Consider the following 13,893-nt stretch of genomic DNA (forward strand, 5'->3'; position numbering starts at 1 on the left):
TACTAAATGGTTCCTATACCCCCACAATACAATCTGGTATGTTCGTATTCTATTAATACGACTATACATAAGACAGAAGGGGAATTTTATGAGTACACGAACCAAGGGGGCACTTGCGATGGTCCTAGCAGGGGCTGTCACGTTTTCAATCTCCGCTGCTTTGTTGGTGGAGCAATCACCTAAAGAACTGATCAAAAGAAGTGCTTCAGCACTAAACGACAATCTTAAAAAAACGGATATAATCTCCAGAGCTGAAAAAACGGTGAATGCTCAAACACCTGCAGTGAATGATAAGAAGGACGTTCAAACTAAGGTTTCTTCTAATCCTTCAGCCTTGGAAAAGGTTCCTGACAATAAGAATACGAGCGATGCAGCTATAGCCCTTGTTGATGAGAATACGAAAAATGTCAGCAAGAAGACTGCAGAAAAGTCGGCCACAAATAAGCAGAGTGACACTGCAGTGCCTGCTCCTTCTGCAGCAACGAGGCCTGAGACAAGCGTAAAACCAACAAGGAAAACTGCTGTTGCAGTATCTCCTGTACCGGAAACGACAACCGCAAGGCCTGCACCAAAGCCATCTGCACCAAAGCAAGTGACATCAAAAGTAACCTCACCAACGAAAACGGAGACACGTATAAAAGCACCTGTGACAACAACCGACTCCGCATCGACGACAACCAAAAAAGATCGTACAGCCACAGCGCCATCTGCACCAGTGAAATCTATTCCAGCAACACCTGCAGCAACCAAATCCGCGGCCAGTCCGAAAGCACCTGCAGCAAGAACTGCATCTGCGACAAAGGGAACTAATCCAGCAAATTCAGCCGTAAAGCCCGCCAACCGAGGCCAGGAAGTCTCTCAAACCGCAAAAGAAAAAGCTGCAATCAATAAGGAGCAAAAAGGGAACAAAGGAGAAAAACTCTAAATCTTTTAGAAAAGGGTCGCCAAATGAAGGCGGCTCTTTTTAGCATAAAAAAGGTCTTTCCCAGCCGGGAAAGACCTTTTCGATCAATAATGGGTATTAACCAGGTTCCTCACCCTTCAATAGAGGTTTCCTGTGTAACATTGCCTTTTCGCTTTAGTTTACCCCAGCCAACGGTTACTCCCTTTAATGCGGAGAAGAGGGATTTTATCACCACATAGGTCATAAGCTGCTTATACAGAATTCGCTGCAGGAACAGGGAGCCCAGCGGTCTGGGACTTTCCTTCTCCAATCGGAATGCATATAGGGAAGTAAAGAAATCCAGCAAATAAAATAGCACAAATCCGATGGCTGCCTTCTCAGGATGCGGGTTAAAAAGGGCGACAATGAACAAAAGATCTGCAAGTGGCGATATCGTTTGATAGATATATTGAAAAAGCCACATGTTTGGAAGCGCGACATATCCCAGGGAGTGATGTTTTTTATTAAATAAAGCCCCGCGATGCTTCCATAAGCATTGCAGCGTCCCATAAACCCAGCGGTAACGCTGCTTGGCCAGACTTTTCACATCCTCCGGCACTTCGGTAAAGGCATAGGCCTTTTCCTCAAATTCAATCTTTTTCCCGTTTTGTAAAAGGGTCAGCGTAAGATCGGTATCCTCTGCCAGTGTGTCTTCTTTAAAGTACCCGGCTTCTTCCACCGCCGACTTTCTCCAAGCACCAATTGCACCTGGCACAACGGTAATGCAGTTAAGAGCAGCAAAGGCTCTTCTCTCCAGGTTAAAGCCTGTGACATATTCGATGTGCTGCCAGTTCGTCAGGAGGTTTCCTTTATTGCCAACCTTTACATTGCCTGAAACAGCGGCCACCTGGCCATTTTTAAAATGGTTCACAAGAAGGGAAATCGCATTTTCAGCGATGAGTGTATCGGCGTCAAGCGCCACCACAATTTCTCCCTTTGCCTCTTTAAAACCAAGATTGACTGCAGACGACTTTCCTCCATTCGATTTTTTAATTAATGTGACGAGGGGGTGGTTTGCATAGGTTTCCTCAACCACAGCGGCAGTGCCATCCTTTGATCCATCGTCGACAATCAGGATTTCCAAAGCACGGTAATCGCTGGATAAAATGGAATCTACGGTTTTACAAATCACTTTTTCCTCGTTATAGGCAGCGATCACTACACTGACAAAAGGGGTAAAGCTTGGGTCAATCTGTGTTTCTTTATCTTTTTTCATCTGTTTTCTCGAAAGGAAAACAAAGAGAGCCAGCCGCAGTATTCCGAGCACAATGGCGGAATAGAACAGGAAGCTTAACCCATGGTGCCAGCCTTTCATGACCATGAATACTGCCTTGTCATAAATCAGATAAGGGCTGTCCTGATCGGCAGGCGGCATAATCTGAGTTTCGCTCTTCTCGATCAGGCCGGCAACAGTCGTGAAGGTGTACCCGCGCTGTTTCAGCTCTTTAATAATCGTTGGCAAGGCCTCTACAGTACTGGAGCGGTCACCGCCAGAATCGTGCATTAAGATTACATTCCCATCTGGCAGCTGATCGATTACCCGTTTCACAATCTCGTTGCTGGGAAGCTTTTTCCAATCTTCGGAGTCGATTGATTGACCTACCATGGTATAACCCATTTCCTGGGCACGTGTCAGAGGCACCAGTTCATCTTTGGTCTTCAGCTCAGTGTCCGCCACATATGGTGGGCGGAAAAGGGTCATGGAGTGTCCGGTAATTTCCTGGATTAAACGCTGATTGGCATTCAGCTCCATTCTTGTCTGATAAGGCGAGATGGACGCAATATCTGGGTGAGTATAGGTATGATTGCCAATTTCATGCCCTTCGTCATGAATCCTTTTAACAAGGTCCTGATGCAGCAATGCATTCTCTCCAACAACAAAGAAGGTTCCCTTAATATTATTCTTTTTCAAAATGTCCAATAGTTGCGGAGTATAGGCTGGATCCGGACCGTCATCAAAGGTAAGGACGATTTCTTTCCCTTCAGGTTTGCCGTATCGGGCCACCTCAAAAGGACTGGGGAATTGATTGTAGGTTTCCGTTTTAATCAGGCCCTTTGTATCCAAATCTATGGTTCTTTTTCCATTTTCCTCTTGAGAGACTGCTTTTAAAATCTCTCCATCACCTGAAGAGTGAATTGGCTCCTGGTTTTCCAGGGTTTTTAGGGCTTTGTATGGATCTTGAATTTGCTTGGGCTGATTGATGTACTTCCAGATGGAAGGATCTTCAGAACCGAGACGCCAAACCGCTATTCCTCTTGAACCGCTGTCGATCGCCAGCTTCATCTGATTATAGAAGGTTGCTCCATCTAAAAACCAGACAGTATGTTTCTTTCCATTTTGTTTGTATCGAAAATACGGGTTTCCAGCTTGTTGATCCCAATGGATCTTTAGGCTGGTCCCGCTGCCCATTTCCATGATATCCCTGAACGTTGTGTTAGTTGCCGGCTTCCTGGATTTTCCTTCCCAGTCGTAGCCGTAGTTTCCCAGACTCACAATCAGCTTTTCGGAAGGGACAGGGAGCTGGGCCAGGCTCTCTTTTACCCAATCAACAGGAGCGATTGGACCAGGCTCGCTCAAGGAATGGTGCTGGTCATACATCATGACAATCATACGGTCAACGCTGTCTGTCAATGAGGCATAGTCAAAGCTCTTGTTCTTTGGCGGGACAGCGGCTGTGACCATGAGACCTTCCTGATGAAAGGCTTTATTGACTTTCGCCATAAAATCAGTGAAATGGGATCTGTCTTCTTCCTTGATTTCTTCAAAGTCGATATTGATGCCATTAAAGTCATTTCCTTTCACATAAGCAAGCATATTGGAAATGAAAAAATCTTCAGCGCCCGGAGAAGTAAACAGCTCGTGGAGTACATCGCCATCCCATTTATCATCAATATAATTGGTAACGGACGGAAGAATCTTGATCCCATGCGCTTTTGCATCTTTAGCAATAGAGCTGTCCGTGCTGGGTTTAAGGGTAAGGGCAGGGGTCAGCTGCAGCCACTCTGGCACTAAGATCGTAATTTTATCGATATTCTTCTTGAAGGAGGTCTTGCTGTTTTTGTCCCAATTCACGTAAAAGCCAAACACTTCCTGTTTGTTCGACAGTTGTGTTTCGTTTAATTTTCCCATATCTTCTTTAACAAGAGTGGAACGCTCCGTTTGTTGGACCTGTGAAGCAAGCTCTTCTTCGCTAAAACTTGATTGAATCGGTTCAATCCCGTTCCTTTCTGTGCTTGGATGATTCAATTGCAGCTCAGTGAAATCCGGATCTCTATGAAGACTTTGGAAAAAAATAGTCGAGACTAAAACGATTAAGACAGCAAAGCCTGCACTCATTCGCTTAATAATCGACCAGCGTCTTTTGGCCGGGTCAAGAAAAACATGGTCCTGGTTTTGGTCCTCTTTTTTCAGCCCTAAGTTGTAAAACCAGTGAAAGAAAAAATAGCAGAGGAGTCCAATAAAGCCTCCAAAGACCCCGGATGCAATAATCTGTGAGGATTGGACTTTCGTTATCAGGGCTGAAAGGAACCCGAATTTCTCCAACAGACTAAAATCGACGGATGGCAATTCACGAAGGTTTGGTGTAAAAACAGTAATCAGCGTTCCAAGGAACAAGGCGATAATATTAAGCCGAAATAATAGAGAAAAAGCCAGCAATAATGGAACTCTTAAACTATCTAATGGTAAAAAGGCCAGAAAAAAACCAAGTGTACTTGCAACCGCCCCGGCATTTCCGGTGACAGGTGCAAACAATGATCTGACAATCCACCTGAAAACTCGATTCATACAGGTGCCTCCTCATAGGTGTAATGTCATTTTAGGGAACAGAAATGCACGGAACCCTAAGAGCAAAAGTCAGCAAAAAAACTTCATTCGACAAAAAATGACTAATATCAAAAGTTTAGGAAGCGAGATTGAAATTTTGGGGGTAGGGGGAAGTATTTATTATAATTGTAAAATAGAATCCTCCATTTAATCCGTTAAACTGACTTTGAATAAAGGCTCATATAATGAAAAAGGCTCCAGTCAATCCAGACTGGAGCCTTTCCTATTTATTTATAGTGCTTCTTTAATCACTTTTTTGTAATAGCGGAGTGACAGGATTCCGAAAACCGAGTATAGAGCGGTATATAAAAGCATCACGAGAATCATTGGTGTCCACAGTTCCGTGCCAAACATGAACCAGCCGGACTTGACGGCAAAATAGCTATGGGCGAGGCCAATCACCAATGGAATACCGAAGTTAAAGATTTGTTTTGCCCGAATACCCCTTAATAAATCAATTTGCGTGAATCCCAGTTTTCTTAAAATCGTGTAATTAGGTTTTTCTTCTTCACTTTCATCCATTTGTTTAAAATATAAAATACATCCGGATGTGATTAAAAAGGTTAAGCCTAAAAAGCCAACGATAAACATCATCAGTCCCATGTTTGCTTTTTGGTAATTACTCATTTCCAGCTGGGAATCATGCCCGCTATTGAACGTTATGTTTTGAAACAGTTCATTTGCTTTTTTCATTTCATTTTTGTCTTTCAAATCAATGCCGATAAAAAGGGTGGATTCTTTTTGAATGTCCAGGTTAAGATCTTTTCTCAAGGTTTCGAAAATGGTTTCGTCTACAATGGCGACAGGAAGACCGCCGCTTGTAAAATAATCGTAAACTACATAATCATGTCTTAAACCTAAATATTCTTGCGGAATAGTCTCTTTTTTTCCTTGTAATTCAATCCGGCCTGAATCTTTCAAAGGCATGAATTTTTGCAGCAAATCATTATAACCCGTAAAAACCGTTTCTTTCGCAGAAACATCCACCTTATCCGTGTCTTTGTCACTGATGACGGGCATTGTCATGATATTAGGGTCAAAATTCATTTCCTTTAATTTTATCTCCGAGATTTCTTTGATGTTTGCATTTACCTGAATGACATCCATTGTCTTTTCACTATATCCAATTTTATTTTCTGCCAATGCCTCTTTGAACTTTTCAGCATCTTGTTCATTTACCATCGAAAAATCGGCAACTACATAATTTTGAGCGGATTTCTCCGCAGAGTAATACGAAATATAGCTTAACGCCAGCAAGCCGATCGCCAGAGCCGATACAGTTGTAATGATGGTTAATAATAATGCGTTGGATTTCATCCGGAACATGATGGAGGAAAGGGATAATACTTCATTGATCGTTAAATAACCATCTTTCTTTTTACGGATCATATAAAAGATAAACCGGACGGAGCCCTTGTAAAAAAGATAGGTTCCAATAATAACGGACGCTAAAATGAAGATCATGGCTAAGAATAATTCGGTCATGGTGGTAAAGTCTCCGCCAAATAACTTGGACGAAATAAAATAGCCTAAAATAACCAGCAAGATGCCAAAAATTCCGAGGAACATTTCAAAGAGAGAAACTTTTTTTACTTTTTCCTCGGTTGATGAAAGAACTCTAAATAGAGACAAGATGCTTTGTCTTTTAATGAACAGATAGTTCATAAGCATAATAAAAAGATAAATAACCGCAAAAACCACAAGAGTCTGAATCAATGCTTCTGTTGAAAAGGATAATGTTGCGGCGGTCTCAACACCAATAATTTTAAACAAGATCATCATGATCAATCTTGAAGCAGAAAACCCGATAAAAATGCCAAAGATCAAAGAGCCGTAGTACAGGATTAAGTTTTCAAGGACCAGAATGCGGAAAATTCCGCTTTTAGTCATTCCAATCAACTGCAGCAGCCCAATTTCCTTGCTGCGCCGTTTGATGAAGATGTTGTTGGCATATAAAAGAAAAATCGTGACGATCGCTACCAGTAAAACGGATGCTGTACGGATGGAAGCCGCTCCCTTTATGCTTCCTTTTGTTTGATCCAAAGCCGGGTCGTACTGCAGGGTGACAAAGGCAAAATACAGGGCTACAGTAAAGACTAGGGCAAATATATAGAGATAATAATTTTTGATATTCTTTTTTAGATTTTGGAGGATGAGATGATTAATGCTCATTTTGCACCCCGCTTAAGATCCCCTGGGTTTTCATGATGCCATTAAAGAAGCTCTGTCTCGATTCTTCGCCCTTCGTCAGCTGGGTATAAATTTGTCCATCTTTTATAAAAATAACGCGGTTGCAGTAACTGGCCGCAACGGGATCATGGGTGACCATCAGAATGGTGGACTTTAGTTTCTCGTTTAATTCGCTTAGCTTGTTCAGCAGATCCGAAGCAGATTTTGAATCAAGTGCGCCAGTTGGTTCATCGGCGAAAATAATGCTTGGTTCATGAATAAAGGCCCGGGCTGCAGAGGTCCGCTGTTTTTGACCCCCGGATATTTCATTCGGATATTTATCTTTCAACTCATGAATGCCGAGTTCCTTCGCCACCGTATTGAATTTTTGCTCTGCTTCTTTTTTGGGTGTTTTTGTAATCGACAGCGGCAACAGAATATTTTCTTTGACGGTCAGTGTATCCAATAGGTTATATTCCTGAAAAATAAAACCCAAATGATGCTTCCGGAATTCAGCGAGCTGTTTTTCTTTCATGCCTGTCATTTCTTTTCCTTCAATTTTAATGGAGCCGCTACTGACGTTATCAATGGAGGAAAGGACATTCAGGAGCGTTGTTTTCCCTGAACCGGAAGCGCCCATGATACTGACAAATTCTCCTTTCTGAATGGTCACATCCAGGCCTTTCAAAACTTCTTGCTTGTTAAATTTATTTCCGTAGCTTTTATGAATTTTTGTTGCTTCAAGTATATTCATGGCTAATCACCTCTTATTTGATAGTTTTATTATAGTAGGCCCTGCTGTTCAGTTCCTTCGATTGACACTACAAATCATAAAAGCATGTGACAATTTCGTCACATGCCTGTAATGGTGGTATCGAATTGATTTCGCTTTGGAAAGAGTAAGGTAAAAGTGGTCCCGGATCCCGGCTCTGACTGGACGTCTAGGTTGATCAACAGGGGCTTGGCCACTTTTTTGACCAGATACAGCCCCATTCCTGTTGCCGCATGATCCTGATGCTTGGCAGTAGAAGTAAAGCCTTTATCAAATATTCGCGGGAGGTCTTTGGAATCAATGCCTCGTCCAAAGTCTTCCACCTCCAGGACCGTTTGTCCGTTTTGCTGAAAACTCCTGATATGGATATCGGAGGCTTCACTATATTTAATACCATTGGTTAACAGCTGTCGGATGATAAAGGCCAGCCATTTCGCATCGCTCAGCACTTCGCCAGCCTCAATATGTAGATCAAAGCCAATTCCTTTTTGAATGCACCATGATTTGAGCTCTTTAATTTCCTTAATAATCAAGGCTTTTACATCTGTATTCTCGATATACAGGTCATTTTCCATGAAAGGGATCCTTTTTTGGTAAAGCTGCTGGTCAAGCAGCAGATGGATCCGCAGCCATTCATAGTTTAACTGCGATTTCATCGGTTCTTCCAGACGGTCAATCATTAATCGCATCGCGGTTAACGGTGTTTTTACCTCATGAATCCAGGATAATAACTCATCCTTTTCCTGCTCTAAAGAGATCTGATTTTGTGAGGCCATCTTTTTCAGGAATTCAGTCTGGCTGACCACACTGTCCTCAATCAGTTTTTCAAACGGGCTTTCGGGGCTGGAGATTGATTTTAGATCAAGATTGTTTTCCCATGCTTCAAGACTTTTATAAAATTTTGTTTCTTTATGATAGCGGACAATTAAAAAAATCGTAAAAATGATCAATGATAAAAACACTATGTAAACAATTGGCAGCAACGGAATGGTTGAATCAAAAAAGGCGACGAACAGAATGAAGAAATGCAGGAATAAAATGAGGAGGATCCAGCTTCGCCTTTCAATTAGATAATTCTTAACCATTTATCAATGACCTTCTTCTTTCGCCATATATCCCTGACCAACCTTAGTTTCGATCAAGTGATCCAAGCCAAGCTCTTCCAGCTTTTTTCGAAGCCGATTCACATTAACGGTTAAGGTATTATCGCTGATAAAACGCTCATCATCCCACAGGCTTTTGATTAATTCATCCCGGCTGACAATCCTGTTTTTCTGTTCAATCAGCAATTTTAGGATAAAAAACTCATTCTTCGTCAGCTCTATGGTTCCTGCATCGTTTGTGACCGTATTTCTCTCATAATCGACGGTGGCCCCACACCATGTTTTAAGTGAAATAGGTTCATTATTGTAATTATACACTCGGCGAAGAATCGCCTGTATCTTAGCGATAAGCACATCAAAATGAAATGGCTTTTGAATAAAGTCATCAGCTCCAAGCTGCATCGACATCACCATGTCGGTTGGATGATCCCGTGAAGATAAAAATAGTATCGGTACGTTGGAGTTGGACCGTATCATCCGGCACCAGTGAAACCCGTCAAATTTTGGGAGCTGAATATCAATAATCACTAAATCAGGCTTTAAAAGGGAAAATTCCTGAATGACGTTACTGAAATTATCAATACCATACACATCGTAAGACCACCCGGCGAGCCTGTCTCTAATTTCGTTAAATAATGTTGCATCATCTTCTATCAGCAATAGCTTAAACACAAGCATTCACCCGCACTTTTATCTTTTTACCTATAAATTGTATAGTAAAAATTTCCTGCGGGCTAGAGGGAATGTCCAGTTTATAGTACTCACCTTGTGTCTACTTAATATTTCCCGAAAGGAAGGTTCATGATTACTAGGGAGAAGTCCATGGGGGATATTGAAACTGCCCGAGAACTTCACATATCGAGCAGTCTCTATGAAATAGATGTTCAGGGATCAAGGACTGCTATTTCTCAATCGCTTCCCTGTCTGTCGGGGCTATTGTTCCTTTTTACCTGCTCGACATCTGTATTGCTGTATCCCGCCGTTCCATGACCGCCGGTTGTTCTCGCCAAAAAGGCCTTTACTTCATTGTAGGACATGCCAGAATTGGCGTTTTGCTGCTTTACCGACTCGATATCAGTTCCTCCAGTTGTGTATTTGTTCATCTTTCTCACCTCAATGATAGGGTGTTACCGGCGGAATAAATTTATCCATTTCCTTTGTTTACCTGTTAAATCTGCATTGACGTTGAGCCAGTTTCGGTTCGTCTATACCAGCTTGATCTGCCGGCAGGGTATTCTTGAACCGCAGGAGTCCCACGTTTTCGGATATCATGGGATAGGGTCCTAGACGTGTCCGCCGCACAGAACCAGAAATCAAAAAGAACCTGCCCCATTTCAGAGACAGGTTCTTATGATTATTCTTTAGGGATTTCACAGTCGTCGCCGTCACAAAAACCGCCGTCCTGGCCGTTTAATACGGTGATTTCATCCTCGGCAATGATTTTTTGCAAGGCCTGGACAAAGACCTCCGTTGGCTGCGCGCCGGTCAGGGCGTATTTTTTATTAATCAGGTAGAATGGGACACCGGTTACCCGGTATGCTTTAGCTGCCTTCTCATCACCACGGACGGCATCTGCCATCTCGTCACTTGCAAGCATCCTTGCTACAGCTTCCCGGTCGAGCCCAACGTCACCTGCAAGCTCCGTTAAGGTTTCGTGGTCACCAATGTGCCTGGATTCCGTAAAATAGGCACGGAGGATCCTTTCCGTTATTTCGTGCATCTTCCCATGCTTTTTCGCAAACATCGTCAAACGGTGGGCATCAAAGGTGTTTGTTAAAATAAGCGTATCCATTTGATAATCCAGGCCGGCTTCCTTGGCCATTTGCACCATATTTTCAGTGTTGGCTTTTGCCTGTGCGATGCTCATTCCATATTTTTTCGCTAATCCTTCGTACATGTTTTCTTTTATATCCCGTCCTATGGTCGGATCCAATTCAAAGCATCGGTAAGTCACTTCAATTGGGTAGTCAATCTGTTTAATAGCGTCCTCCAGACGCCTTTTGCCAATATAGCAGAACGGTCAAGCAAAGTCAGTCCACATTTCAATTTGCATCCTGTATCCCTCCATATCATTATTCTCCTATAGTATAGCGGGTTGCTTAAGCTTTAACACGGAATATGATTCCGGCTCTCGGTCCTTTTAGCTCTTTTTAAAATTGGTCCATGGTCTAATTAACATTTTCATGGGGTAGTGAAATATAATGGAATAGAAGGGGAAAGTGCCATTGGGTATTGTTCTGCCGTATAATAAATGAGACCCTACGTAACCTAAACAGAAGAAGTTGACCATTCACCGTATGGAAAGGGATCATGGATTGGCTCCATTTTCGGTACCGATTAACGAATATTTAGGTAAGAAAAAATATGTGAACAAAAACACAGCTAAAACTCTCATCCTGTGCTATCTTTATGTTATCCTAATGCTAGATGAAATTAAGAGGTGAAGATCATGGTAGTGACAGCAGATACAAAGTCTGAAGGACCAACCGAAAACAAAACAGCTTATACAAGGACGAACCCATTTCATGCAAAAGTCCTTGTAAATATAAACCTGAATAAACCAGGATCCAGTAAAGAAACACGGCATATTGAGCTGTCGTTGAAAGACTCTGGCCTTTCGTATGGACCTGGGGATTGTGTGGGGATTATCCCTGAAAATGATCCGGAGCTGGTAGAGGCCATTCTGGAGGAAATGAAGTGGGATGCAGAACAGGCTGTCGTCATCGGTAAAACGGGCGAAACACTGCCTCTGAAGCAGGCGCTTTTAACATACTTTGAAATTACGCTATTGACGAAGAAAATTCTGCAGAACGCGGCAGCATTAACGGAAAACGAGGAGCTTAAAGTACTGGTGGATGCTGAGAATGCAGCCCAGTTGAAGGAATATATCAACGGCCGCGATTTGCTGGATATGCTGCGCGATTTTGGACCATGGAACGCTTCCGCTCAGGATGTCGTTTCGTTACTCAGGAAAATACCGCCGCGTCTTTATTCGATCGCAAGTTCCCTGACGGCCCATCCGGATGAGGTGCATCTGACCATTGGAGCTGTGCGTTACAATGCCCATGGCCGCGAACGGAAAGGGGTTTGTTCCGTATTGTGCGCAGAACGGTTGGATGAAGGAGAAACACTTCCGCTATTCGTTCAGGCGAATAAGCACTTTAACCTGCCGGAAGAACAGGAAACCGATATTATCATGGTTGGACCAGGCACAGGGATTGCCCCGTTCCGTTCCTTTATCCAGGAAAGGGCAGCAAATGGTGCTTCCGGAAGGTCATGGCTATTTTTTGGAGATCAGCATTCATCGACGGATTTCCTTTATCAAACTGAATTGGAGAACTATCAAAAAGAGGGCGTGCTGACCAAACTCGACACAGCCTTCTCCCGTGACACTGAGCAAAAAGTATATGTCCAGCACAAAATGCTTGAAAACAGCAAGGAATTGTATGAGTGGCTGGAAAAGGGTGCTTATTTCTACGTTTGCGGAGATAAGCAATACATGGCGAAAGATGTTCACGAGACCCTTCTTGCCATCCTTCAAAAAGAAGGCGGAATGACCGCTGAAGAAGCTGAAGCTCATCTCAAGGATATGCAAAAGCAGAAACGCTATCAGCGTGACGTGTATTAAGAATAAAACGGAAAACTGCCACAGGTCTTTGCATTCGGGCAAAGGCTGTGGCTGTTTTTTTTATTTAGCCTTCCCACTTCACCGAGCAATATAAAATCCTCGTGGGGCTTCATGCATAGGATGAGGAAAGCAAGGGTAAAAGCAGGGGAAAAAAGGGTGAAAAGTATGCCGTTTGATTATTCCCTAGATTTTGACCAAATTGATTTTCGTGAACATCCGGAGCTTTACCGGGTGGGCAGGGGGGAGCAGGGGGTCCTCCTGGTTGAACCGTATAAAAGTGAAATCCTTCCTTACTGGCGCTTTAAAACCCCTGAAATTGCGAGGGAATCTTCAGATAAAATCTATGAGCTGTTTCTTACCTATAAGGATCAAAAGGACTTTGTCGGAATGGATATGGCCAGGAAGTTTCTCCAGATGGGCTATACCAGAGCCCGGCGATATACCAATTATAAAGGCGGAAGGAAATACGATGAAGACGGTGCAGTGAAGGAAAGACAAAATGATCCTGTGAAAGCAGAGTCTGCTGCCATTTTTAAGGAGAAGTGGAAGCAGGCAAGGGAGGACGAAGAGTATCTTGCCATGAAACACGAACATCAGAAAAAGTATGGGTGATTTTGGAGCGGCGAGAGGTTTGGAGGCCTGGCGAAGAATTTAAGGAATGATGTTTAAAGCGGATAAATAAAACCCAGCTATTTTTGGACCGTCAGTGTAGATGATAAAAAGATCGCTGCGAAAATCGGTAGAAGGAAAATTTCGAGGAAGCCTGTCTCTAAATAAACGATTTTTCATGAAGAAAGGCCGGCTGGAAACCGGCTGATAGGACAGAGACTGAATATTTGCATGATCTGCATTTGTGTTTTTATATAATGGGCTTTTAAGAAAAGCATGACAGGTCCTAGGAGTTATCCCGATAAGGGTAATCCTCCGGAAGTTTATCAATTCTCTTCGCATCATCGGTGTCTACCGATGATTTAATGGCCAGAAAGAAAAAGTAAAGTCCGACAAAGAATAAAGCCATAATGCCAATGACCGTCAGCCATAGTTCTATCATACCCATCTCCCCCTTTAACAGATTTATATGTTCATGGAAAGGATGATACGACCATTCTCTGCCAGTCTTTTTTCCTGTTTTATCTGAGGTCATTAGGGTGCAGTCTACTGAACCAGCCAAATTTTATAAATGATGATCACAGTCCGCGGGATTCTTAGACAGGATTAAAAGGAATATCGAGTTTCATATTGATATCTATTCAAAATTATGCAACGATTAGGGAGATCAAACATTTGAATAACATTAACACTAGGGGTGCTTTCAAAGCTGAGAGAGGCGTTTGCCTTAACCCTTGAACCTGCACTAGATAATGCTAGCGAAGGGAAGTGGGAACGATCGTAATTAGAGTTTGTTTCTTTAAAATTGCGATAGATGTGAAAACCGCTTCTTTTACAGGGAGC

General features: G+C 42.8%; 11 protein-coding genes and 1 riboswitch. Of the genes, 3 read left to right on the forward strand and 8 right to left on the reverse strand.

Going from position 1 to position 13,893, the window contains the following annotated elements:
• Positions 1-88 precede the first annotated feature (88 nt).
• Entirely contained in the window at positions 89-925 is an 837-nt protein-coding gene (locus EV146_RS18615) for a hypothetical protein (RefSeq protein WP_132009342.1), read from the forward strand.
• Positions 926-1,034: 109 nt separating this feature from the next.
• Here EV146_RS18615 and EV146_RS18620 read toward each other — a convergent pair whose 3' ends face one another.
• From EV146_RS18620 to EV146_RS18650, 7 genes are all read right to left on the reverse strand, one after another.
• On the reverse strand, positions 1,035-4,730 hold the full coding sequence (locus tag EV146_RS18620; RefSeq protein ID WP_132009345.1) for a polysaccharide deacetylase family protein: 3,696 nt from the start codon (positions 4,728-4,730) through the stop codon (positions 1,035-1,037).
• Between the two features lie 270 nt (positions 4,731-5,000).
• On the reverse strand, positions 5,001-6,941 hold the full coding sequence (locus EV146_RS18625) for an FtsX-like permease family protein (protein ID WP_132009348.1): 1,941 nt from the start codon (positions 6,939-6,941) through the stop codon (positions 5,001-5,003).
• Positions 6,931-7,692, reverse strand: a complete 762-nt coding sequence (locus EV146_RS18630; RefSeq protein WP_132009351.1) for an ABC transporter ATP-binding protein — start codon at positions 7,690-7,692, stop codon at positions 6,931-6,933. Before EV146_RS18630 ends, EV146_RS18625 begins: the two co-directional genes overlap by 11 nt.
• 98 nt (positions 7,693-7,790) lie before the next feature.
• Entirely contained in the window at positions 7,791-8,795 is a 1,005-nt protein-coding gene (locus EV146_RS18635; RefSeq protein WP_132009354.1) for a sensor histidine kinase, read from the reverse strand.
• A 3-nt stretch (positions 8,796-8,798) separates the two neighbouring features.
• The gene (locus tag EV146_RS18640; RefSeq protein ID WP_132009357.1) at positions 8,799-9,485 is read right to left on the reverse strand and encodes a response regulator transcription factor; all 687 of its coding nucleotides are present in this window, start codon (positions 9,483-9,485) and stop codon (positions 8,799-8,801) included.
• A 236-nt stretch (positions 9,486-9,721) separates the two neighbouring features.
• Positions 9,722-9,916 carry a gamma-type small acid-soluble spore protein gene (locus EV146_RS18645; protein WP_132009360.1) on the reverse strand — a complete coding sequence of 65 codons (195 nt, stop codon included), beginning with the start codon at positions 9,914-9,916 and terminating at the stop codon, positions 9,722-9,724.
• 251 nt (positions 9,917-10,167) lie between these two features.
• Positions 10,168-10,821, reverse strand: a complete 654-nt coding sequence (locus EV146_RS18650) for a DsbA family oxidoreductase (RefSeq protein WP_277873227.1) — start codon at positions 10,819-10,821, stop codon at positions 10,168-10,170.
• A 441-nt stretch (positions 10,822-11,262) separates the two neighbouring features.
• On the opposite strand from EV146_RS18650, the gene EV146_RS18655 reads away from it, so the two are divergent.
• Both EV146_RS18655 and EV146_RS18660 read left to right on the forward strand, forming a co-directional pair.
• A complete protein-coding gene (locus EV146_RS18655) occupies positions 11,263-12,441 on the forward strand; it encodes a sulfite reductase subunit alpha (RefSeq protein ID WP_132009366.1) in 1,179 nt (392 codons plus the stop codon).
• Between the two features lie 165 nt (positions 12,442-12,606).
• Positions 12,607-13,053 carry a DUF4385 domain-containing protein gene (locus EV146_RS18660; RefSeq protein WP_132009731.1) on the forward strand — a complete coding sequence of 149 codons (447 nt, stop codon included), beginning with the start codon at positions 12,607-12,609 and terminating at the stop codon, positions 13,051-13,053.
• A 283-nt stretch (positions 13,054-13,336) separates the two neighbouring features.
• Here the strand turns inward: EV146_RS18660 and EV146_RS27135 are convergent, their stop codons facing one another.
• Positions 13,337-13,492 carry a hypothetical protein gene (locus EV146_RS27135; RefSeq protein WP_158287135.1) on the reverse strand — a complete coding sequence of 52 codons (156 nt, stop codon included), beginning with the start codon at positions 13,490-13,492 and terminating at the stop codon, positions 13,337-13,339.
• A gap of 241 nt (positions 13,493-13,733) precedes the next feature.
• Positions 13,734-13,834, forward strand: a riboswitch (TPP riboswitch).
• Positions 13,835-13,893: the final 59 nt, after the last annotated feature.

Origin of the sequence: Mesobacillus foraminis (assembly GCF_004340465.1) — a bacterium.
Taxonomy (GTDB): Bacteria; Bacillota; Bacilli; order Bacillales; family Cytobacillaceae; genus Mesobacillus_B; species Mesobacillus_B foraminis.

What these genes read in the sequence shown, in the direction of transcription:
- EV146_RS18615 (WP_132009342.1), top strand. Translation starts at nt 89, where the DNA reads ATGAGTACACGAACCAAGGGGGCACTTGCGATGGTCCTAGCAGGGGCT.
- EV146_RS18620 (WP_132009345.1), bottom strand. Translation starts at nt 4,730, where the DNA reads ATGAATCGAGTTTTCAGGTGGATTGTCAGATCATTGTTTGCACCTGTC.
- EV146_RS18625 (WP_132009348.1), bottom strand. Translation starts at nt 6,941, where the DNA reads ATGAGCATTAATCATCTCATCCTCCAAAATCTAAAAAAGAATATCAAA.
- EV146_RS18630 (WP_132009351.1), bottom strand. Translation starts at nt 7,692, where the DNA reads ATGAATATACTTGAAGCAACAAAAATTCATAAAAGCTACGGAAATAAA.
- EV146_RS18635 (WP_132009354.1), bottom strand. Translation starts at nt 8,795, where the DNA reads ATGGTTAAGAATTATCTAATTGAAAGGCGAAGCTGGATCCTCCTCATT.
- EV146_RS18645 (WP_132009360.1), bottom strand. Translation starts at nt 9,916, where the DNA reads ATGAACAAATACACAACTGGAGGAACTGATATCGAGTCGGTAAAGCAG.
- EV146_RS18655 (WP_132009366.1), top strand. Translation starts at nt 11,263, where the DNA reads ATGGTAGTGACAGCAGATACAAAGTCTGAAGGACCAACCGAAAACAAA.
- EV146_RS18660 (WP_132009731.1), top strand. Translation starts at nt 12,607, where the DNA reads ATGCCGTTTGATTATTCCCTAGATTTTGACCAAATTGATTTTCGTGAA.
- EV146_RS27135 (WP_158287135.1), bottom strand. Translation starts at nt 13,492, where the DNA reads ATGATAGAACTATGGCTGACGGTCATTGGCATTATGGCTTTATTCTTT.